At 50.6% G+C, this 20,456-nt stretch carries 16 protein-coding genes and 1 pseudogene; 10 read left to right on the top strand and 7 right to left on the bottom strand.

What is annotated here, in order from left to right; translation table 11 throughout:
- Positions 1-34 precede the first annotated feature (34 nt).
- On the bottom strand, positions 35-367 hold the full coding sequence (locus FDW98_RS12605; RefSeq protein WP_071598204.1) for a helix-turn-helix domain-containing protein: 333 nt from the start codon (positions 365-367) through the stop codon (positions 35-37).
- 97 nt (positions 368-464) lie between these two features.
- Between FDW98_RS12605 and FDW98_RS12600 the strand changes: the two genes are divergently transcribed.
- The 7 genes and pseudogenes from FDW98_RS12600 (at position 465) to arsC (ending at position 6,069) form a co-directional block, all read left to right on the top strand.
- The gene (locus tag FDW98_RS12600; RefSeq protein ID WP_048231712.1) at positions 465-1,022 is read left to right on the top strand and encodes a hypothetical protein; all 558 of its coding nucleotides are present in this window, start codon (positions 465-467) and stop codon (positions 1,020-1,022) included.
- A 307-nt stretch (positions 1,023-1,329) separates the two neighbouring features.
- Positions 1,330-1,458, top strand: a pseudogene (locus tag FDW98_RS12595) (helix-turn-helix domain-containing protein); the annotation flags it as partial.
- A 303-nt stretch (positions 1,459-1,761) separates the two neighbouring features.
- On the top strand, positions 1,762-2,115 hold the full coding sequence (locus tag FDW98_RS12590; protein WP_019213436.1) for a transcriptional regulator: 354 nt from the start codon (positions 1,762-1,764) through the stop codon (positions 2,113-2,115).
- 46 nt (positions 2,116-2,161) lie between these two features.
- Positions 2,162-2,524 carry an arsenite efflux transporter metallochaperone ArsD gene (gene arsD, locus FDW98_RS12585; protein WP_011817072.1) on the top strand — a complete coding sequence of 121 codons (363 nt, stop codon included), beginning with the start codon at positions 2,162-2,164 and terminating at the stop codon, positions 2,522-2,524.
- A 17-nt stretch (positions 2,525-2,541) separates the two neighbouring features.
- Positions 2,542-4,293, top strand: coding sequence for an arsenite efflux transporter ATPase subunit ArsA (gene arsA / locus FDW98_RS12580; protein WP_130055036.1), 1,752 nt, complete (start codon positions 2,542-2,544; stop codon positions 4,291-4,293).
- Positions 4,294-4,341: 48 nt separating this feature from the next.
- Positions 4,342-5,631 (top strand): arsenite efflux transporter membrane subunit ArsB, encoded by a 1,290-nt coding sequence (arsB, locus tag FDW98_RS12575; RefSeq protein ID WP_096200178.1) that lies wholly within the window; start codon positions 4,342-4,344, stop codon positions 5,629-5,631.
- 12 nt (positions 5,632-5,643) lie between these two features.
- Positions 5,644-6,069 (top strand): glutaredoxin-dependent arsenate reductase, encoded by a 426-nt coding sequence (arsC, locus tag FDW98_RS12570; protein WP_019213439.1) that lies wholly within the window; start codon positions 5,644-5,646, stop codon positions 6,067-6,069.
- A 130-nt stretch (positions 6,070-6,199) separates the two neighbouring features.
- Here arsC and arsH read toward each other — a convergent pair whose 3' ends face one another.
- Positions 6,200-6,910, bottom strand: coding sequence for an arsenical resistance protein ArsH (arsH, locus tag FDW98_RS12565; protein WP_096200180.1), 711 nt, complete (start codon positions 6,908-6,910; stop codon positions 6,200-6,202).
- A gap of 130 nt (positions 6,911-7,040) precedes the next feature.
- The gene (locus FDW98_RS12560; RefSeq protein WP_080213601.1) at positions 7,041-7,334 is read right to left on the bottom strand and encodes a helix-turn-helix transcriptional regulator; all 294 of its coding nucleotides are present in this window, start codon (positions 7,332-7,334) and stop codon (positions 7,041-7,043) included.
- Between the two features lie 106 nt (positions 7,335-7,440).
- On the opposite strand from FDW98_RS12560, the gene FDW98_RS12555 reads away from it, so the two are divergent.
- Positions 7,441-8,574 carry a permease gene (locus FDW98_RS12555; protein WP_130055037.1) on the top strand — a complete coding sequence of 378 codons (1,134 nt, stop codon included), beginning with the start codon at positions 7,441-7,443 and terminating at the stop codon, positions 8,572-8,574.
- Positions 8,575-8,701: 127 nt separating this feature from the next.
- On the opposite strand, the gene FDW98_RS12550 is transcribed toward FDW98_RS12555, so the two are convergent.
- On the bottom strand, positions 8,702-9,340 hold the full coding sequence (locus tag FDW98_RS12550) for a recombinase family protein (protein ID WP_096200184.1): 639 nt from the start codon (positions 9,338-9,340) through the stop codon (positions 8,702-8,704).
- 167 nt (positions 9,341-9,507) lie between these two features.
- Between FDW98_RS12550 and FDW98_RS12545 the strand changes: the two genes are divergently transcribed.
- Positions 9,508-12,495 (top strand): Tn3 family transposase, encoded by a 2,988-nt coding sequence (locus tag FDW98_RS12545; RefSeq protein ID WP_137398857.1) that lies wholly within the window; start codon positions 9,508-9,510, stop codon positions 12,493-12,495.
- A gap of 284 nt (positions 12,496-12,779) precedes the next feature.
- Here the strand turns inward: FDW98_RS12545 and FDW98_RS12535 are convergent, their stop codons facing one another.
- Complete coding sequence (locus tag FDW98_RS12535) at positions 12,780-14,198, bottom strand: UvrD-helicase domain-containing protein (protein WP_137398856.1); 1,419 nt, start codon at positions 14,196-14,198, stop codon at positions 12,780-12,782.
- Positions 14,188-15,924 carry an ATP-dependent endonuclease gene (locus tag FDW98_RS12530; RefSeq protein ID WP_046402015.1) on the bottom strand — a complete coding sequence of 579 codons (1,737 nt, stop codon included), beginning with the start codon at positions 15,922-15,924 and terminating at the stop codon, positions 14,188-14,190. Before FDW98_RS12530 ends, FDW98_RS12535 begins: the two co-directional genes overlap by 11 nt.
- Before the next feature lie 344 nt (positions 15,925-16,268).
- On the opposite strand from FDW98_RS12530, the gene FDW98_RS12525 reads away from it, so the two are divergent.
- On the top strand, positions 16,269-19,067 hold the full coding sequence (locus tag FDW98_RS12525; RefSeq protein ID WP_137398855.1) for an ATP-binding protein: 2,799 nt from the start codon (positions 16,269-16,271) through the stop codon (positions 19,065-19,067).
- Between the two features lie 285 nt (positions 19,068-19,352).
- Here FDW98_RS12525 and FDW98_RS12520 read toward each other — a convergent pair.
- Positions 19,353-20,456: ATP-binding protein (locus tag FDW98_RS12520; protein WP_137398854.1), on the bottom strand; the 1,104-nt coding region annotated here is incomplete at its 5' end.

Here is a 20,456-nt window from a genome sequence, read left to right as displayed (position 1 = left end):
ACCTTCTAAAAGATCAATAGCCTTTTGTAGAACATCAGTTGTTACCACCATGTTTTACACCTGAAGACGTTTTGAGTGCTTCGATAAGATTACTTCGCTCTTCTTCTGTCATCCGGGATATGAGTAATGCAAGTTCTGCTGTGGTCTGATCATCACAAAAAAAGTAGTTTAACGGCACGTTTAACTCTGACGCCATCCGTCGGAGCGTATCAATATCGGGGACATGCCGCCCTTTCTCATAATGATTCATACGACTGCTAGCCGAAGCGGGATCAAACCCAACAAGGAGGCCCAGTGAGCGCTGTGATAAACCCGCCCTGCATCTCGCTTCCTTAAGTCGTTCTGGTATCGGATTTTTTTCAGACACTGATTCATCTTCATTGGCCTCGAATGCTTAGATTGTCTAAGTATCTGTCATTGTTGTATACTTAGCAATCCTAAGTTAACTGCATTGTTTTAGTCATATGAATAGTCGAGTATCCAACCCTGAGTCGTACATATTTTCTGCAATAATCCACATTTGCAAGGATAACTTCACCAGTAATGATGTAGCAAAAATTCTTGTCGAGCGATTCTCACTCCCGAAAACTTATCGAAAGGCAAAAGCTTTTTCTTATAACCAAATTCAATATCTAGTTAAAAAAGGATTATTAAATAAAGTAAGAAAATCAGGCGTGTATCAATATTTATACTCAATCACATCAGAATTCAATATAGCAAAAGAAAATGTGCAATTAATTGAGGTAAGCCAAAAAACCTCCCTTCAATTTTCAAGTGCTACCAGCCATGAACACAGTGATGTAAACATTCAAATAAGATCTCTCATTGAAAAATACAGCAGTGAATTGGAAAAAGTGTCAGGAGCAAAAGAAATTTATGAAGAATTGATAATTGCCGTGCCGAGCAGGGAAAATGAATTCAGAAAACTTTCTCTTGAGCAAGATAGAAGACATATTAAGATAAATGAAAAAATAAACACACTGATTGGGATTGTTAATAAAAATATCGCAATAAGGCAATGAGTTTTAAAAAGAATTTGAAGTTTAATGCAGTCATGAAAAAGAGAGGGCAAAGCCTACCCTGCCCTCTCCCTTCATGCACTGATAAGCCTCACTAATATGAGTGTTAGCAGCGCGTACCACTATATGCTAGTCCTGAAAAATATAATCTTAGTCAGTCCCAGATGCAACCTTTAACACTTTAATGCAACAAATTAAACAACGAGTTCATCCTTACACCTTAAAAGCTGTAAAGTAAAAAAACACCCTGAAGGCTGTTATTTTTACGCAAAGTGGACTTATTTTAAATAATCGACATGGTCACCTACTTATGGATAATGTTTTCCCGGTCAGACTTCTTAGCCAGTTACGGCCACTTTTAATTGGTTTTCGTAAATCAAAAGGATTAACTCAAAGAGAATTATCCGCCAGGTTGGGTGTCACTCAGCAGACTTATGCTGGGGTCAGTTTGGATATCGAAAATTATTGTACGTTAAGGCTAAAAATTAATCTCAAAACCCTCGATTAAATATTGGAACTCCAGACGTTATCTCCTCCCCCCTCAGATATGATGTGTTCCCACCCCAGCGGAAACAGATAAGAAGTCAATACCAGTCTCTGGTGTTCAATCTTGCATCTGACCTCCGAGTTAGCGCACCAACCTTAAGGTAATAGTGAGATTTATCACATATGTTTTTGGTTATGTGTTGTTTGACTTAATATCAGAGTAGAGGGATACTTGTTTTCTACAAAGGAGAGGGAAATGTTGCAACTAACACCACTTCAGTTATTTAAAAACCTGTCCGATGAAACCCGTTTGGGTATCGTGTTGCTGCTCAGGGAGATGGGAGAGTTGTGCGTGTGTGATCTTTGCATGACACTGGATCAATCGCAGCCCAAAATCTCCCGTCATCTTGCAATGCTGCGGGAAAGTGGAATTCTTCTGGATCGTAAACAAGGAAAATGGGTTCACTACCGCTTATCACCACATATTCCTTCATGGGCTGCTCAGATTATTGAGCAGGCCTGGTTAAGCCAACAGGACGACGTTCAGGCCATCGCCCGCAAGCTGGCTTCAGTTAACTGCTCCGGTAGCAGTAAGGCTGTCTGCATCTAAAAAATTTGCCTTAACATATATGCTTTATCAAATATGAGGTATTGAAATGAAAACGTTAACGGTATTTGACCCGGCGATGTGCTGCAGCACCGGCGTCTGCGGTACAGATGTTGATCAGGCTCTGGTCGATTTTTCTGCGGATGTGCAATGGCTCAAACAACGTGGTGTACAAATTGAGCGTTTCAATCTCGCACAACAGCCGATGAGCTTTGTACAGAACGAGAAGGTCAAAGCGTTTATTGAGGCTTCCGGGGCAGAAGGTTTGCCATTGTTGTTACTGGATGGCGAAACAGTGATGGCCGGGCGTTACCCGAAACGCGCTGAGCTGGCTCGCTGGTTTAGCATTCCACTGGAGAAAGTGGGATTAGCGCCAACAAGCTGCTGTGGTGGTAATACTTCTTGTTGTTAAGTATGTCAGGAGGACATATGAAATTCTTACAGAATATCCCCCCTTATCTGTTTTTTACTGGTAAAGGAGGCGTTGGTAAAACCTCTATTTCCTGCGCCACGGCGATCCGTCTGGCAGAACAGGGGAAACGGGTGCTGCTGGTCAGTACCGATCCGGCCTCAAACGTAGGCCAGGTGTTTAGCCAGACGATTGGCAATACCATTCAGCCAATAGCCTCTGTTCCTGGATTGTCGGCTCTTGAGATTGATCCTCAGGCCGCTGCACAACAGTACCGGGCCAGAATCGTTGACCCTATTAAAGGCGTCCTGCCTGATGACGTTGTTTCCAGCATCAACGAACAACTGTCAGGTGCATGCACAACAGAGATTGCGGCTTTTGATGAATTTACCGGATTACTGACAGATGCCTCTCTGCTGACGCGGTTTGACCATATCATTTTTGATACCGCGCCGACGGGTCACACCATTCGCCTTCTTCAGTTGCCGGGCGCCTGGAGTAGCTTTATTGACAGCAATCCCGAGGGCGCGTCCTGTCTCGGCCCAATGGCGGGGCTGGAAAAGCAGCGTGAACAGTATGCCCATGCCGTTGAAGCGTTGTCTGATCCAAAGCGTACCCGACTGGTATTAGTTGCTCGTCTGCAAAAATCCACGTTGCAGGAAATCGCCCGGACTCATCTGGAACTTGCCGCAATCGGCCTTAAAAATCAGTACCTGGTTATTAATGGCGTTCTGCCTAAAACTGAAGCGGCAAACGATACACTGGCTGCTGCAATATGGGACCGTGAACAGGAGGCGCTGGCCAATCTTCCCTCTGAACTTTCCGGTCTGCCCACTGACACGTTATTCCTCCAGCCGGTCAATATGGTCGGCGTGTCTGCACTCAGCGGGCTTCTCTCTACTCAGCCTGTAGCGGCGTCATCACCTGAAGAATACGTTCAACAGCGCCCTGACATTCCGTCACTTTCTGCGTTGGTCGATGATATTGCCCGTAATGAGCATGGCCTGATCATGCTGATGGGTAAAGGTGGCGTGGGGAAAACCACGATGGCTGCAGCCATTGCCGTCAGGCTGGCCGAAATGGGATTTGATGTCCATCTGACAACATCTGACCCTGCGGCGCATCTCAGCACAACCCTGAACGGTAGCCTTAACAACCTGCAGGTCAGCAGGATCGATCCTCAAGAGGAAACGGAACGCTATCGTCAGCATGTTCTTGAAACAAAGGGAAAAGAACTGGACGAAGCGGGGAAACTCCTGCTGGAAGAAGACTTACGCTCACCCTGCACCGAGGAAATTGCCGTTTTCCAGGCCTTTTCACGGGTGATTCGTGAAGCGGGTAAGCGCTTCGTGGTGATGGATACGGCACCGACCGGGCACACTCTATTGCTGCTGGATGCTACAGGCGCGTATCACCGCGAGATTGCGAAGAAAATGGGCGATAAGGGGGATTTCACCACACCGATGATGCAACTTCAGGACCCGGAGCGAACCAAAGTGTTACTGGTGACGCTGCCGGAAACCACGCCCGTGCTTGAGGCGGCAAATTTACAGGCCGATCTTGAGCGTGCAGGCATTCACCCTTGGGGCTGGATTATCAATAACAGCCTTTCCATCGCGGATACCCGTTCGCCGCTGCTTCGTCTGCGAGCACAACAAGAACGTCCGCAGATCGAGAGCGTTAAACTCCGGCACGCCAGCCGTGTCGCACTTGTTCCTGTACTGGCGTCAGAGCCGACCGGCATCGACAAACTCAAACAACTCGCTGGTTAATTTATTGTCATCACGCAGGGCAGCATTGCTGCCCTGTCAGGAGGTTTTATGTTACTGGCAGGAGCCATTTTTATCCTGACCATCGTGTTGGTTATCTGGCAGCCGAAAGGATTAGGGATTGGCTGGAGCGCAACGCTGGGTGCCGTACTGGCTCTGGCGTCGGGTGTGATACACATTGCTGATATTCCGGTGGTGTGGAATATCGTCTGGAACGCGACGGCAACGTTTATCGCCGTCATTATCATCAGTCTGTTGCTGGATGAGTCCGGCTTTTTCGAATGGGCGGCACTGCACGTTTCCCGCTGGGGGAATGGTCGTGGTCGCCTGCTGTTTACGTATATCGTATTGCTTGGGGCGGCGGTGGCGGCGTTGTTCGCCAACGATGGCGCGGCGCTTATTCTGACACCTATCGTTATCGCCATGCTGCTGGCGCTGGGTTTCAGTAAAAGCACCACACTGGCGTTCGTGATGGCGGCTGGCTTCATTGCTGATACCGCCAGTTTGCCGCTTATCGTCTCGAACCTGGTCAACATCGTTTCGGCGGATTTCTTCCATCTGGGATTCACTGAATATGCCTCGGTAATGGTGCCAGTAGATATTGCTGCGATTATTGCCACACTGGTGATGCTGCATCTGTTTTTCCGCAAGGATATCCCGCCTACTTATGATCTGGCGCGACTGAAAGAACCGGCAAAAGCCATTAAAGACCCGGCGACGTTCAGAACCGGCTGGATAGTCTTAATCCTTCTGTTAGTCGGTTTTTTTGTCCTCGAGCCACTCGGTATTCCTGTGAGCGCGATTGCAGCAGTGGGTGCAGTCATTTTGTTTGCGGTGGCTAAAAAAGGTCATGCGATTAATACCGGTAAAGTGCTGCACGGCGCGCCCTGGCAGATTGTGATCTTCTCGCTGGGGATGTATCTGGTGGTCTATGGGTTGCGCAACGCCGGTCTGACGGATTATCTCTCCGACGTGCTGAACGTACTGGCGGATAAGGGACTGTGGGCTGCGACATTTGGCACCGGATTCCTGACCGCATTCCTGTCTTCCATTATGAACAATATGCCTACCGTACTGGTTGGCGCATTGTCGATTGATGGCAGCGCCGCGACCGGTGTTATCAAAGAGGCGATGATTTATGCCAACGTCATTGGCTGCGATCTGGGACCGAAAATTACCCCTATTGGTAGCCTGGCAACGCTGCTCTGGCTGCACGTACTTTCACAGAAGAATATGACAATCACGTGGGGATATTACTTCCGCACCGGGATTATCATGACCCTGCCTGTGCTGTTTGTAACGCTGGCTGCGCTGGCGCTACGTCTCTCTGTCACTTTGTAATGAGAAACTGATATGAGCAACATCACCATTTATCACAACCCGGCCTGCGGCACCTCGCGTAACACGCTGGAGATGATCCGTAACAGCGGTACTGAACCGACCGTGATTCTCTACCTTGAGACCCCACCTTCACGCGATGAACTGGTCAAACTCATCGCTGATATGGGGATCACGGTACGATCATTGCTGCGCAAAAACGTTGAACCTTATGAAGAACTGGGGCTCTCGGAAGATAAATTTACTGACGATCAGCTCATCGACTTTATGCTGCAACATCCCATTCTGATTAACCGCCCGATTGTGGTGACGCCGCTGGGTACCCGCCTGTGCCGCCCGTCTGAAGTGGTGCTGGATATCCTGACAGATGCGCAAAAAGGGGCATTCGCCAAGGAAGATGGTGAAAAAGTTGTTGATGAAACAGGTAAACGACTGAAATAAACATTAAGGGGGCATTTGCCCCCTTAATCATTAAGTTGCCATTTCTTCCTGCAGATGGACCCGCTCGCCATCAGGAATGTTGAGAATGACCTGGCTGATGCTAATGCTGTCATTGTTCGCCATACCAACTTCAAATCTTGCTCTGATTTACTCGCCTGGAAAGTGCTTCTGCTGATTCTTTTCGTTCACTATAACGATCAACAAGATAGGCTGCATTTCCCCGGGTCAGCAAGGTAAACTTCATCAGCTCTTCCATCACATCCACGATGCGGTCGTAATATGATGATGGTTTCATTCGTCCACCTTCATCAAATTCCTGCCAGGCTTTTGCCACCGAGGATTGGTTCGGAATAGTGATCATTCTCATCCAGCGACCAAGAACACGCATCTGATTGACGGTGTTGAATGACTGGGAACCTCCACATACCTGCATGACAGCCACCGTTTTCCCCTGAGATGGTCGAACCGCACCTTCCGATAACGGTATCCAGTCAATTTGTGCCTTCATAATACCGGTCATCGCTCCGTGCCGTTCCGGAGAACACCACTCCATCCCTTCAGACCAGCGAACCAGTTCACGTAACTCCATGACTTTTGGATGTGACTCCGGAGCATCATCAGGAAGGGGAAGGCCTGATGGATTGAAGATGCGAACTTCTGCACCCATAGCAGTTAACAAACGAGCTGCTTCCTCGGTGGCCAGGCGACTGTAGGAACGCTCACGAACAGAGCCATACAGCATGAGTATACGAGGGGGGTGAGATACTGCCGGTACCCCCAGTTTTTCCTCTGTGACCGCAGCATCGAATAAATCTGGAACTATATTATTTAATGTATTCATTTTTTAATTTTCCATATAGATTCATGAAATTAGCATGATTAGATTCATGCGAGCCGATGCAGCACGCGTCAATCATGACGGTATGAGCGCTTAACTACTTAGCTATTTACTCCAGCGGAGTCTTGTTTCATCAGTTTTTGCTGTTTACGCAACACTCTTCACGCAAGAATTCAATGATCGCTTCCAGAATTTCGTATTGAGAGACGCACATAAGCGTGCGACTTTCCCGATTCTGTTTGACGAGTCCTACCGATACCAGTGCTGAGATATGGTGGCTTAACGTTGATGCAGGAATGCCAAGCTGTTTTTGTAAATCACCCACGGGCAGACCTTGTTCTCCGGCTTTGACAAGATGCTTAAATATGAACAAACGGGTCGGATGACCTAACTCTTTCAATGCCTTGGCGACTTCTTCCAGTTGCATGTTACATCCCTCTGATGAATTGATATTTCGATATTACCAGAAATATCTTGACTAGAAACATAATTCGATTATTCTGGAAATATAGATTTTGTCAAGGAGGTTTATCATGAATAGTTGGTTGTCTATGCTGCAAGATGCCGCAGGGATGTTTCTGTTCCTGGCCGTCGAGCTATCAGTGCTGTTTATTGTCATCAGTGCCGGTGTGAGTCTGATTCGACAAAAGATCCCGGACCATAAAATCCAGCAGATGATGGGGGCGCGAAAAGGTAAAGGTTACCTGCTGGCCTCACTGCTGGGCGCAGTTACCCCTTTCTGTAGTTGCTCAACCATCCCGATGTTACGCGGGTTGTTGTCGGCAAAAGCAGGGTTCGGTCCGACACTCACTTTTTTGTTTGTCTCACCGCTACTTAATCCCATTATCGTGGGTTTGATGTGGGTGACCTTCGGCTGGAAGGTGACATTGCTGTACGCCTTCATCGCTGCCGCAGTCTCAGTCCTTGCCAGTATCGTATTGGATTCTTTGGGATTTGAACGCCATATTGTTGATCATAAAAACTCAACATCAAGTAGTTGTGCCACTAAATGCGATGATTCCGAAGTTTCGGCAAAAACTTCGGCAAGTTCCAGTTGTTGCAGCACTAATTCGACACAATCGCCTGCAAAAACGAGCTGCTGTACTTCATCAGCAAAACCCATAATTAATTTAAAGACGGTAAAGAACGCGCAAAGCGTAGCAGCGTGTTGCACATCAATATCATCTGAACAACCGGTTGTTAGCTGTTGCAGTGGCGAGACTGTGGGGAGTGTAAATTTCACAAAGAATACTTCCTCCGCACCAATAAAGTTAGCAATGAAAGATGCCATACAGCAGTTTAAGGATGTTCTGCCATATCTTTTACTGGGTGTTTTCATTGGTTCATTTATTTATGGCTTTATCCCCTCAGAGTGGATTGCCGCTCATGCGGGTACGGATAATCCGTTAGCCATTCCTCTCAGCGCTGTTGTGGGTATTCCTCTGTATATTCGGGCAGAAGCAGTGATACCGCTTGCATCGGTACTGATGGCAAAAGGAATGGGACTCGGGGCGTTAATGGCACTGATCATCGGTAGTGCAGGAGCCAGTTTAACAGAGGTGATCCTGCTTAAATCCATGTTCAGAATGCCCATGATAGTGGCGTTTCTGACGGTTATCCTGGGTATGGCCATACTTATGGGTTATCTGACTCAATTGCTTTTTTAATAAATATAATAAGGGTCTTCTGCTTTCATGTTGAAAAAAGAAGACCTTTTAGCTTCTGTAATCCATTTAATCACTCTGAATGAAATAGATTATAAATTCTGCTCTGCATACCTGCGTAACCAAAATCTCACGATTCTGACTGTCGGTGCAGTGCCTGAATGCGGCATATCTGGGAGGGGCTGTACCCTGTTGCATCTGCCGTTTCACGGATACTCAGTTTCTTGACCTGCCGGTAGTACAGGACTTTTTGATGCCGTTCCTGATCGGCCTGTTTTCCCCGGTATTTACCCAGCGTATGTGCGCGTTCAATTCCTTGTTTTTGCCGCTGGCGGCGGCTCAGCCAGTCTTTATGCGACATCGCGGCCATCAGATCGATAAGCATGTTATTAATGGCAGTTATCACGGCGTGGGTGATTGGGTCTGCCTGTGAAGGGTCTTTATCTGACAGCGCCTGCCATGAGGTGGGGACATCCAGGCTGACAATCCGCAGTTCGTGTTGTTCTATCTGCTTTTTCAACGTTATCCAGTCGCTGTTACTCAGTCGGGTCAGGCGGTCTATCTGCTCGACCAGCAAAATATCATTACGGTGACTGTCCATCAGTAAGCGTTTCAGTTCCGGGCGGTCAAGTTTTGTACCGCTGATATTCTCCCGGTAGTAGCTGGCAATTTTATGCCCCCGTTCCTGAACGAACTGCTCCAGCATCTCTTTTGCCCGATCGGCGAACTGATCTTCCGTCGATGCCCTCAAATAAGCTCTGATGAACATTTTTCCACCGCATTATCGCATTTAGATTATTGCATTTACTCTATCGCATATAGGTTATGTCATTCATTGTGTGCCGTCACGTTTTGGTTGTAGCGTCAGGGTGTACCCTTATGCGATAACCATTTTTGTTAAAAATACCGCATCAAATAATTTACGAGGGAAACTATATGGCAAGGAGGCAGATTCTTTCGCTGTCGGAAAGAGAATCATTACTGGCATTACCGGATGATGAGTTAACGCTGACCCGGATGGCGTATTTCAGTGAACATGATTTGGCACTTATCAGTGCCCACCGTAAACCTGCCAGCCGTTTTGGTTTTGCCGTCCTTCTTTGCTATCTGAAAAATGTCGGCTTTGCCCCGGATAAAAAAATCCCACCCTCTGATGCGCTGCTGAAGCATATCGCCAGCAGGCTAAAGCTTACCGGGGATCTCTGGCCTGCTTACCTTTCCGGCAGGGATACGACACGGCGTGAGCATTTAACCGAACTGTACCGCTATCTTGGCGTAAAGGCGTTCACCGGTAAAATACAGCAGGACTGTATTACACACCTGTTGCCGATGGCGACGCGCACCGATAAAGGTATTCTCCTGGCCGAAGAGTTACTGGTCTGGCTCCGGCAGAACAACGTGATAATCCCCGCGATTGATGTCGTGGAACGTACCTGTGCGGAGGCCATGGCTGGCGGCGATAAAATCGTATTTCAGACCCTGAATGCCCCGTTAACTCCGGCTCACAGGGATGCCCTGGATCGTTTACTTGAGTCATCAGATAATCAGCCTTCCAGGCTGACATGGCTTCTGCAACCGCCGGGTAAAATCAATGGTAAGAACGTGCTGCAACACCTCGATCGGCTCAGCAGCATTGAATCGCTGGCACTACCTGAAGGTATAGATCGTACCATTCACCAGAACCGGTTGCTGAAACTGGCGCGGGAAGGCCGAAAGATGAGTAGCCGGGATTTGACCCGATTTTCAGCAGCCCGCCGTCATGCGATCCTGGTGTGCGTGCTGGAAGAAGCCAGAGCCACACTGACAGACGAAGTGATTGAGCTGCATGAGCGAATGCTGAACAGCCTTTTCAGCAAAGCCAAAAGAACACAGGCTGAGCGCCTTCAGCAGACCGGAAAGCTGATCCAGTCCAAACTGAGGCAGTACATCGATGTCGGTCAGGCACTGTCTGATGCCCGCGATTCCGGTGGCGATCCATGGCTCGCAATAGAAAACATACTCCCGTGGCCTGAATTTGTCGCCAGTCTGGAGGAAACACGCCATCTCGCCAGAAAAAATAATTTTGACCCGCTGCATATTATTACTGAGAAATACAGCACATTACGGAAATATGCCCCGCGCATGTTGTCCGCTTTACAGTTAGTCGCCACCCCGGCAGCGCAACCTCTGGCTGATGCGCTGGTTGTGATCAAGGATATGTACCGGAAGCAGTCACGTAAAGTTCCGGCGACAGCGCCGCTTGAGTTTGTCCCTGAAAGCTGGCGCAAGGTGGTTATTACACCTGCGGGTATTGACCGGCAGTACTATGAATTTTGTGCGCTCAGCGAGCTTAAGGGGGCGTTGCGCTCCGGGGATATCTGGGTTAAAGGCTCGCGCCGCTACAAAAATTTTGATGATTACCTCATACCCGAAAAGGACTTTGACAAACTCACTCCGGCGCTGCCGCTGCCCGTATCTGCTGATTATCATGAGTACATTACCAGCCGTATGACCCTGCTTCAGTCCAGACTTGAAGAGGTCAATGCCATGGCTGCCCTTGGTGAACTGCCCGATGTGGAAATATCCGACAAAGGCGTAAAAATCTCTCCGCTGGATAACTGTGTTCCGGTGCAGGTTTCACCGCTGGCAGAACTGGTTTACAGCATGCTACCGCGTCCTAAAATCACGGAAATCCTCGATGAGGTAAACAGCTGGACGACGTTTACCCGACATTTTTCGCATATAAAAAATGATATTACCCGTCCCGATACCTGCCTGCTCCTCACCACCATTCTTGCGGATGGCATCAATCTTGGCCTGACCAAAATGGCAGAAGCCTGCCCCGGGAGCACCAAATCATCACTCGAAGATATTCAGGCATGGTACATCCGCGATGAAACCTATTCAGCCGCTCTTGCAGAGCTGGTAAATGCGCAGGGGAAAAGACCACTGGCGGCATTCTGGGGAGACGGGACAACGTCATCATCAGATGGACAGAATTTCAGAACAGGCAGCTCAGGCCGCTACGCAGGGCAGGTTAACCCGAAATATGGGCAGGAGCCTGGACGTCAGTTTTATACCCATATTTCGGATCAATACAGCCCGTTTTACACCTGCATAATCAGTCGGGTCAGGGATTCAACCCATGTTCTCGATGGTTTGCTGTACCACGAAAGCGACCTGGAAATCAGGGAGCATTACACCGATACCGCGGGTTTCACAGATCATGCCTTTGCCCTGATGCATCTGCTGGGCTTTGCGTTCTGTCCGCGAATCAGGGATCTCCACGACAAGAAACTGTTTATCAAAGGGAAAGCAGACCAGTACCCGGCACTTCAGTCACTGATATCAACGACCAGCCTGAATTTGAAAGAGATCGAAATTCACTGGCGTGAAGTGTTGCGGTTGGCAACCTCGATAAAGCAGGGAACCGTGACAGCATCCCTGATGCTGAAAAAGCTAGCCAGCTACCCCAAGCAAAACGGACTTGCCAAAGCACTGAGAGAAATCGGCCGTATTGAACGAACGCTGTTTATGCTCGACTGGTTCCGCGATCCGGCACTTCGTCGGCGGGTACAGGCGGGACTGAATAAAGGAGAAGCCCGTAACGCGCTGGCGCGTGCGGTATTCCTGCATCGGCTGGGTGAAATCAGGGACCGAAAACCGGAAAATCAGAGTTACCGCGCCAGTGGACTGACGCTGCTGACGGCAGCTATCTCGCTGTGGAATACCGTCTATATGGAAAGAGCGGTCGATGCCCTGAAGCGTAAAGGGGTGAAGATCAACGAGCAACTGCTGTCGCATTTGTCCCCGCTAGGCTGGGAACACATCAATCTGACAGGCGATTATATCTGGAAGAGTAACCGGATACCGGCTTCCGGCAAGTTTCGTCGGCTGAGGCCAGCTAAAGTAGGAAGGTCAAAAAATAACCTTAACGTACAATAATTTTCGATATCCAAACTGACCCCATGCTCGACTTGAGGCAAACCCTTCAAAAGCAAGTTTTCAGCGTCTATACAACGTGTTAAATACTTTAGGAGTGGAGATTTCGCTTAGTTCTGGACCTATTTCAACTTATACAAAGGCTTCAAATTTGGTTGAAAAGGAGTTTGATTCACCGGCAAGGCGTGAAGAATGGTGATAGAAGCCAGGCTATTTGATAGGGCTGTACGTCAGGCACTGCCCCTAAGGAAGGTGCGATTTGCGAGCAAGGGCGCTTTGCATCGGAGTTAGCGGGCCGCCAATATGGGAGTTAGCGAGCACACAACCAGCCGCGAAGATCCCCGCGTCATAGCGACATAGAGGTGTCGTGCATCCATCTCTTCCGGGGATGTGATGACTGCCACCTCCCCTTCCAGCCCCTTTAGCAACAATGTGCTGCCGATTACACGCCGGGCCAGGGGTCGACTCTCGTGGCGATTGCGTTCGCGCTCGTTTACCGTGGCGTCTGCAAAAGTGCAGCCTCCAGCAGCAGCCGACTGCAGGGCGCGCAAACAACAGCGCAAAACCTCTGGCCGATAGACCCGCGCATTGTCCTGACGGGTCAAAAGGCGCAGCGCCTCTGCGGCCAGCATAAAACCTGGTCTCTCCGCAAATGCCACTAACGCCGCTTCGGCAACCGTCGGCGGGTTGCGGGCTCGCCCTCTTCGTAGCGTTTCCAGGCGGGGCAGCAATGCTGCGGGGCCAACCTGGGTCATGACGTCTGCGGCAAACTGCACCGGGCGCGTCAACGCATCAGCAGCTTCCAGGTTAAACGCTGCACCAAAGTCGGTAAGGTCGACCAAATCTACGGCTTCGACGGTCGTTGCCCCCGGGATCTGGCTGGCCATCTGCTGACGCCCGCGTGTGTCGTAGCTGTTTCCAATCACCAGTACCTGCCCGTTCGCGGTGACCGCGCGCGTCAGGGCGGCAGTAAGACGCTGCTGAACAGCGGTTTCTGCCTGTAACGGTACCCAGGTCACCCCGGCAGGCACCTGGCGAAGGTCAATGGCGTTACCATTCAGCAACATCCGCCGGCAGTCCAGAAGCCAGCGACCGAGCTCCGGCGACCCTGCGTTAGCCCAGCGCCATGGATGATTGAGCTCACCAATCAGTGGAAAGTGAGCGAGTACATGTGTATCCCAGTCCACGAGCTGGTTACCCCTAAAGCCAAAAATGGCCTGCATGGGGTCACCCAGTACACAGGCGGGCAGCACCGTTGATAACGCGGTTACCAGTGCATGTTGCACCAGGTTGCAGTCCTGGTATTCATCCACGATGAGGTGAGCGTAACTGGCCGCCAGAACATCATCGAGATGCCCTCCCTGCAGCAGCTGGCAGGCAGCCAGCCGTATAGCGGGATAGTCAGCCCCGCGATTGCGCAGTTGAAGAACCTCAACGTTGAGCCCACTGCGCGCCGGAAACATCGCAACCAGACGCATGGCAAATCCATCAATGGTGGCGATACGGTAGGTCGCAGCAGTAACACCGGCGCGTTGCATACGCAGACGCAGTGTTGTCACACCCGCGTTGGTGTGCGTGAGAATAAGTACCGGCCTGGCCCCCGTATACAGGGTCAGGGTATCCGCGATGATTTGTGTTTTACCGCACCCGGCCGGGGCCGTAATCGCCCCCCGATGATATTCCAGCAGGTTGTAGTCAGGCGGCATGGGCCCACCCGTAAAGCCGGTTAATCAGCGCCTGGAACCCGGCATCGGAGGCGGGAAGATGAGGGCCAAGGATATCGTGCGCCACATCCTCATACCGGGTCACCGATTTAAACCACCCATTTCGTCGATGACGAGAAGCGATCCCCAATAATTGTCGTATTTCTAGGGAATAAGGGGTGCCATTCAACCGGCGCTGCTGCCGGATCTGAGCAAGCGTTACCTGACCGTTGGACTGCGTCTGGATATGTGCCGCCACCAGTTCCTCCTCCATAAGCTCAATGCCTCGCTGAAGCAGCGCGTCGACGCCTGCATCCGGCAGGCTCATAAACAGCTCATCCTCCAGCGCGCGACCGGCTCGCCAGGTGATATGTTCTCCACCCGCGGCCTGGAAGGCCTCGACCGTCGCCGGGGTGGGCGGCTTATCCGCATCCACCAGAACTAGCACACGGTAGCCAAGCCGACGCAGTGCCAGCCCACGCACAAAACATCGGTCAGGCTCTCCTCCACCAACATTCACGAATGCGGTTCCTGCACTCAGCATGGAATTACCGTTGAGGGCGGTCCAGTAATGATCCAGCCCGCGGATCAGCCCCACCTCGCTAGCCCCTTCACAGACGATCACGCTACGCGCCAGAAAGGCTTCGGGGTCGGCCCGGACCGTACTTTGAATATCATCGGCAATGCCCACCGGCAGCACCAGGTGGGGAGCTGTCGGATGGCCCCGCACAACGAAGAGCTGGTTGCCATTAAGCTCACGCACGGCCACGGGAGAGTGTGTGGTCAGAAAAACCTGAAGTGGCGGCGGTGTTTCCCTGGCCCCCAGAGAGTTCAGTAACCGGGTAAGCCGATGCGGCTCCAGTCCGTATTCCACTTCATCGACCAGAGCCACGGAGGCCCGCTGCGCGGCAGCACGCTGCATTCCTGCCACCAGAAGACGGGACGACCCCGTACCAAGAGAACGCAGCGGCACACCGGCTGAGTTGTGCAGCGCAATTGCACCATCGCCGATGGAAACCGCGTGAGCGTCCAGTAAGGCTTGAGTCCGACCACCGACCGGCACACCCAGCTCATTGGCCTTCTGAGTAACCACGTCCAGCGTTGCCGCGAGTTGTACCGCAGCCTGACCACCGAAACTGGTTCGGGCCTGGCGCGCAGCGTTTGACAGCTCAGCCCCCAGATTAGGGCGCTCCTCCGTGAGCCGATTGAGCACCGATCCGCGTGCCCAGGACAAATTTGAGCTTGCATAGGTGCCAAGTCTCGCCGGTGCGATGAGCAGCCGATCCTTCCAGGCAAGATTGCGTTCCTGACCCAGGGCCTCGCCACGCAGAGATACCAGCGTCCAGTTGGGCTCAAGCTCACTGTCTACACGCAGACGCAGACAGAGAACCGTTTCCAGTCCGAACTGGGGCTCTTCCTGAACCAGCCCCGTCACGCTGTTGAACGCCTGCAAATAATTACCGTAGGCATCCATTGCCCTAAGAGGATCCGGCAACGAACCCAGTGTCAGGGTAATACTGATAGGCTGAGTCACATCGAGACCAAAAAAATCGGTATCGCTGAAACTGACGTTACGCCGTGCTCCCAGGCACAAATCGATAGCGTCAAGAATGGTGGTCTTGCCACTGTCCCCAGGACCGATGAGGCAGTTAAGCCCTGGCGAAGGCTGCCAGGTCAGTAAACGAATAGAGCGGAAGTTCTGGATTTCAACTTTACAAACTCTGACCACGGCACTCTCCCTCTTTTATTATTTTTATCCACACGCTTTTCGTAAAGATAGCCACAAACGTGTAGATAGTGCACTGATACGGATAAAAGTAACGCCCCTGAATTGCCCAATCAATGATATATAACCTGTTTTACTGACATATCTGACAGCGGGTGAATTTTCTTTAATTATTGATGTAACACCATACGCACTACATCTGTCTCCACCAGAATATGAGGTGAAATTGTTGCGCACCGATTAATCCGGGTGTACTGGTCAAACTGTTGGTAGCCATGCTTAAGTTCTATTACGCAGGCTGATATGCAAATCTGGGATATTTCTGACAAGTAACATAAGGACCAAAAATGAAGGGGAGCGAAGAAAAATCTACGCCGGATGTTCTGGACTCTGCCCAGTTGGTACGTATTGAAGCCGTACACCGGGGATTCCTTTATCAGCACTTGTATGCCGTTGGCTGCTTGCTGCTGGCACAGAAAGTCAGCGTGGAGACAGTAACCGTTGAGCTGGATGAGGATATTGAGCTCAACTCCATACAGGAGCGCATTTACGTTCAGGTTAAAACCCGCCAGAAACCCATCATTCCCAGCGATGTGTCTGGCGCGCTCGCGAGGTTTGCGGAGATGCGTAACGAGCACATTGTTGGGCGCCGCCAGGGAAGCGCTTCTTTCGTTATCGTCGCCAACCAGGCACCAGGTCCACACCTGCAGAAGATGATTGAGGATAAGACGCTTCCTGCGGATGTCCGTTTTATCTGGCCCCAGTCAACCGCTGAGCGCCATCCCGCACTTCCCCCTGCCTGGGACACCGTGGCTAATGCGGCCGCGTGGTGCATCTCGCAAGCAGAGCAGCTGAAGTTTTCGCTATTGTCGCCAGAATCCCTGATCTGGAAGCTGGCCGGTCTGGTCCAGCTCGCTGCCACCGGAGGTGATGCCGACGGACAGCATGCGTTTTATACCCGGGATCTTCCTGCCCTGTTCGAACAGCTCATCGTTCAGTTACAGGACTTCCCTGCACCGCCGACACTCTACCGGCCACAAAGAGAGGAACCCTCTTTTGTGTCGGATGAGCGGATACGCATCATTTGCGGCTTGTCCGGTGCAGGTAAATCAGCATGGGCAGCACAGGCCGCCCAGCACAGTACCCAGGTGTGTGCGTATTACGATGCTGGCGACCTTCCAGGCCCTGCACTTGCCAGTACGCTGGTTCGTGAGCTGGCAGCCCGGTTTGCGACTCAGGAGCAAGGTGGCCTGCGAAGAATACTGCTCCCTGGTGCCAGTGGCGTTGAAGCGCTGAGAACGTTCGACACCTTCTTGCAGCAACGGAACGACAACCTGCTGCTGGTTCTGGATAACGCGCATCGTATCCCTGTGGAGAACCTGCGGGATGTTCTGCACGCCACAACCCGTATCCATTTTGTGCTGCTGTGCCAGCCCCATGACAATGTCCGTCAACTGGAGGCGATGACTGGACTTCAGCGTGAATCGTTACAGGGATGGGATATCGACACAGTGGCTGCCGCAGTGGCCGACCTCGGTGGGCACGCCAGTGCGCTGGGATATGAGCAGCTACGAAGCTACACCGGAGGGTTGCCGCTGTATGTCGAAAGCGCGGCGAGAGTTGCCGCAGAGGAATACAAAGGGGATATAGACACGCTGTGTGCTGAACTGCGGCAACAGGAAAACAGCACGGAAACCGCGCAGGAAGTCATTCTCAGCCGTGTCTATCAGGGGTTTGAGCCACTGGTTCAGAACGCTCTGGCGTTGTTCAGTCTGTCCGATGTGGGGCTAAGCCGTGATGAAGTTTCAGGGTACCTTGCCCGCTCATTAAATATCCCTTCAAACGGGGCAGCCACATTAATTAAAAAAATGCGGGCCACCGGAACCATTGAAAACTATGGAAACCAGACGTTAAAGGTACACGATGCTGTCAGGGCGCTGGGGCTGCAACACCTGACCATGATGGACGTGGATATCGTAAATAACGCGTTACTGGCGTTAAAAGATCTTTTGATTGAGAGCCTTCAGCAAGAACGCGACACTTCGCGATTTTCTCTTCTAACGCAGATATACATCAAGCTTAACGATGTCATGACGCTCATCGCTCTATCTGGTGAAGAGCTGTTTTATGAGATGGGCATTACTGTCGACATTATGGAAAGCCTGAAACAGGCGACAGCTTCGGACTCTCTGCCGCCTTTACAAACGTTCTGGGCACTCGATGGGCTAGTTTTTTCCGAGCTTAAAGACGGTGTTTCTGAGCAAATTGCACAATGGCTGGAAGCGATGGGAGCTTTGCTTACAGAACATGAGTTTGGTTACCGGGAACGCACAGCCTACACCATGAAACGGATGCTTTTCTTATCCGAAAAGGGAGACTTTAGTGAAGTGCAAACGCTGGCTGAAGATGCCCGCCTCAGCCTTCCGGATGAGGAGCATGCGCGTATTTTTGACTATAACCATGCTATCGCGCTATGGAGACTGAAAAGATACAAACAAGCAGAAACACTGTGTCTGAGCGTAGTGAATCGCTACTACGCGTTATTTGGTATTACCCCACAGGATGTCATGGGTAAAAACTCGGATGTGCTGTGGGCAATCATCAACCAGCCTGAAAATGTTCACGAGCACATCAAACATCTGGCCGATGCCCTAGAGTTGCTCGCCAGAATTAATGACGCGCAGGGAAAGGTGTCACCGTTTCTGCGCATTCATGCGATGAAATTTTACAATATGATCGCAGCCCCCGAATCTCTGGTCCGGGTAGGACAGGATCTAGCTGATGAGTTTGTCGCAATAAAGGACTATGTCGGTGCCAGAGAGGTGATGGAGCAATACGTCCTGCCAGTCGTCAATGAAGCCGGTCTGGTACAGCGACTGGTTCAGGTCCGAAGCCAGTACGCCGTTATACTGGCACTTGCAGGCGAACATGAGCAGGCAGAAGCGGAGATGTGTCGGCTAGCCCCCTTTTTTGAAGGGTTAACAGGTGAGCAGCGACAGGAGGTTGAAAATCAGTCGAACTACATCGCGCAGCTTGCTTACAAGGCGGCTAAATCCGAAGTAACGCGATTTTTCGGGGCGGTAGGCAGAAATGAACCTTGTCCCTGCGGGTCGGGAGTAAAGTATAAAAAATGTCATGGAGCCTGAGTGCTGGTTTCGCTATGTTAGACGCGGCCGGGGGGTAAGTCCATGGGAGCCATATCAGGATGCTGTCCACATCGTGCAACCGAGCGCTTTTTATGGGTATTGCCGTTGACTCTCTTAAAGCACATCGTCGTACGTGGAAGCAGTATATGGCCTGCGAAAGCAGGCCAAATTCACCCAAGAGTGAGGAAAATACGCGAGTGCGCACTAAAACACGCTATCGTAGCGCTGACCTTTAGTTGCAACGTCAAAAATGAACAACTCCCAGGTAGGGTTACTGGCTTCGGCTCAACGCATATGGTTAAAAACCCACCAGGAAAATTGTCTCTCTGCTTCCATTCTTAGTTCTGGGTCAGTTTTCATCGATGCTGTATCAGGCATACCATCCGGACAAAAATCAGCAAGCTGACTTTGAATAAACTTTAGCTTTTCTTCTTTTTCCCCTGCGTTCTCAAACACCATAAATGGCAGCTCGATAATCGGCGGTTTGGTCTGGGTGGTTAACGGCATGGTTATGCCTGAATTACGGCCAGGCAGTGAGTGTAATTCTCTGATATGACTCAACAGATTGTAGGGTAAGGTGTTTTTTACGAAGTAAAAAACGTCTGCATAATAATCAGTTACGAATCCATCCCTTTTTCCCGGATAAGCCAGCGTATCCATCTCTGGAAAGGGAAACTGTAAACCCTCTTTTCTGTAATGTACGATTGGCACTCGTTCAAGTACACGCCCACGGTATTTGAGGATGTATTCATAGTGACAAGGTTGCTCAATGCTAATCGTTGACCACCAGTGTTGTCCTCCTATATCTTTTTCTGTGTCGCCAATATGAATGGCATAATCCGGGTCCAACCGATAATAGGCCTCGCTGATACCGTCATATTCCCAATTGTCGTAATCCAGAAGCAGTCTGACTATGCGGTCAGCGGGTGCCAGGTCCAGATTAAAGCGCTCTCTCCACATTGCCATGACATCTCCAGGGCTGGCACAGCTAGTTACGGGCGTATTGGCATCTTGTTGCCGGGTGTAAACGACACCGGCTCTGACAGTTTTTCCCTCTTTTATATAGTCCTGGGTCAGATAGTAGGGTTTTATTCTGACGTTACGAATTTGTAGAATAGCCAGCACCTTATGCTGGAGTGTGATGTGGTGCAGCTGAATATCCGGACAATGGTGCTCTGCAAAACTGACTTTTCTTAACAGATCGATTAAATTTGCTTGGTTAAGTTGCTTACCATCTTCCGGCACGCCAGTAATCAACCCTTCATCATTCACGCCAAAAATCAGATACCGGTCACCGTCATGCAGGACGTTTGCCATGCAGAGGATATCGTGAACAAGGGCTGCATTGTTTTGGTGGTAGGTTTGTTTAAAGTCCCACCATGGCCCTTC

It is taken from the genome of Citrobacter sp. wls711 (assembly GCF_005281055.1).
GTDB lineage: Bacteria > Pseudomonadota > Gammaproteobacteria > Enterobacterales > Enterobacteriaceae > Citrobacter > Citrobacter gillenii.
Note: the sequence above shows the minus strand (reverse complement) of the source record. Positions and strands in the feature narration are given on the sequence as shown.

What these genes read in the sequence shown, in the direction of transcription:
- arsA (WP_130055036.1), top strand. Translation starts at nt 2,542, where the DNA reads ATGAAATTCTTACAGAATATCCCCCCTTATCTGTTTTTTACTGGTAAA.
- FDW98_RS12545 (WP_137398857.1), top strand. Translation starts at nt 9,508, where the DNA reads ATGGCAAGGAGGCAGATTCTTTCGCTGTCGGAAAGAGAATCATTACTG.
- FDW98_RS12535 (WP_137398856.1), bottom strand. Translation starts at nt 14,198, where the DNA reads ATGCCGCCTGACTACAACCTGCTGGAATATCATCGGGGGGCGATTACG.
- arsD (WP_011817072.1), top strand. Translation starts at nt 2,162, where the DNA reads ATGAAAACGTTAACGGTATTTGACCCGGCGATGTGCTGCAGCACCGGC.
- arsC (WP_019213439.1), top strand. Translation starts at nt 5,644, where the DNA reads ATGAGCAACATCACCATTTATCACAACCCGGCCTGCGGCACCTCGCGT.
- FDW98_RS12555 (WP_130055037.1), top strand. Translation starts at nt 7,441, where the DNA reads ATGAATAGTTGGTTGTCTATGCTGCAAGATGCCGCAGGGATGTTTCTG.
- FDW98_RS12600 (WP_048231712.1), top strand. Translation starts at nt 465, where the DNA reads ATGAATAGTCGAGTATCCAACCCTGAGTCGTACATATTTTCTGCAATA.
- FDW98_RS12525 (WP_137398855.1), top strand. Translation starts at nt 16,269, where the DNA reads ATGAAGGGGAGCGAAGAAAAATCTACGCCGGATGTTCTGGACTCTGCC.
- arsH (WP_096200180.1), bottom strand. Translation starts at nt 6,910, where the DNA reads ATGAATACATTAAATAATATAGTTCCAGATTTATTCGATGCTGCGGTC.
- FDW98_RS12590 (WP_019213436.1), top strand. Translation starts at nt 1,762, where the DNA reads ATGTTGCAACTAACACCACTTCAGTTATTTAAAAACCTGTCCGATGAA.
- FDW98_RS12550 (WP_096200184.1), bottom strand. Translation starts at nt 9,340, where the DNA reads ATGTTCATCAGAGCTTATTTGAGGGCATCGACGGAAGATCAGTTCGCC.
- arsB (WP_096200178.1), top strand. Translation starts at nt 4,342, where the DNA reads ATGTTACTGGCAGGAGCCATTTTTATCCTGACCATCGTGTTGGTTATC.
- FDW98_RS12560 (WP_080213601.1), bottom strand. Translation starts at nt 7,334, where the DNA reads ATGCAACTGGAAGAAGTCGCCAAGGCATTGAAAGAGTTAGGTCATCCG.